The following is a 1,113-nucleotide window of genomic DNA, read 5'->3' as shown; positions in this document are numbered from 1 at the left end:
CAAGAGAAGGAAATAGTATACAGAAAATGGGAACACTATACAATGTGCTGGGCGTTCTAATAGGAGGAGCCCTTGGGCTCTTAGTTGGAGATCGTCTTTCAAAAGAGGTTCAAGAGTCCTTGTTAAAGGTGACAGGAGTAGCGGTTTTTACCTTGGGTATTGCTGGAGCTGTTCAAGGCCTCCTGCGGGTAACAGGGACTAGCTTGAGCAGTCAAAATAGTATGATGATGATTGCTAGTCTAGTGATTGGGACGATTATTGGGGAATTTTTAAAAATTGAGCAAGGGTTTGATCATTTTGGTATTTGGCTTAAGAAGGTTACTGGAAGTGACAAGGATATGCGTTTTGTCGATGCCTTTGTGACAACTTCCTTGACGATTTGTGTGGGAGCTATGGCTGTCGTAGGTTCTTTGCAAGATGGTTTGACAGGTGACTCCTCTACCCTAGTCGCAAAGGCTGTGCTGGATCTCATGATCGTCCTTATCCTAACGGCTTCGAAAGGGAAAGGAGCACTCTTTTCTGCTGTCCCCATTTTTCTGATTCAAGGGTCCATAACTGTATTAGCTCGTTTTCTAGCACCTATTCTTACTGATACTGCTTTGGCGAATCTTTCGTTAGTAGGCTCCGTCCTGATTATGTGTGTGGGGATTAATCTGACTTGGGGGAAACGAATCAGAATAGCTAATATGCTTCCAGCTATTGTGGTAGCAATTCTATGCGCTTTTCTGAATATCTAAAAAAGCACTTATAAGTTGTCGGTTAGACAGCTTATAAGTGCTTTTGGTTTGGCTTAAAGACAAGCTTTTCGGTATTGGCTTGGAGTAACCTGATAGTATTTCTTGAACTGGCGATTAAAGTTTGAGAGGTTGTTGAAGCCGGATTGGCTCGCGATATCAATGATTGCCTGATCGGAATGCTGGAGGAGATGGGCCGCTTTTTTCAGTCGATATTGAATGATGTACTCCATGCAAGAGAGCCCTAATTGTTTCTTAAAGAAATTCATGAAGTGGGTCGGGCTAAAATGGCACAGCTCTGCCAAATGCTCGATCATGAGCTCCTCTTGGTAATGGTTTGAAATATGGTCGAGGACCAAACGGATTTTTTCTTCTCTCC

General features: G+C 43.1%; 2 protein-coding genes. One reads left to right on the top strand and one right to left on the bottom strand.

Annotated features, from left to right (window positions below):
- Positions 1–26: 26 nt before the first annotated feature.
- Positions 27–737, top strand: coding sequence for a DUF554 domain-containing protein (locus tag ACLOR3_RS01175; protein ID WP_411400043.1), 711 nt, complete (start codon positions 27–29; stop codon positions 735–737).
- Positions 738–790: 53 nt separating this feature from the next.
- On the opposite strand, the gene ACLOR3_RS01170 is transcribed toward ACLOR3_RS01175, so the two are convergent.
- Positions 791–1,113: helix-turn-helix domain-containing protein (locus ACLOR3_RS01170; protein ID WP_412036914.1), on the bottom strand; the 323-nt coding region annotated here is incomplete at its 5' end.

This window comes from Streptococcus intestinihominis, from assembly GCF_046824975.1.
Lineage (GTDB): Bacteria > Bacillota > Bacilli > Lactobacillales > Streptococcaceae > Streptococcus.
Note: the sequence above shows the minus strand (reverse complement) of the source record. Positions and strands in the feature narration are given on the sequence as shown.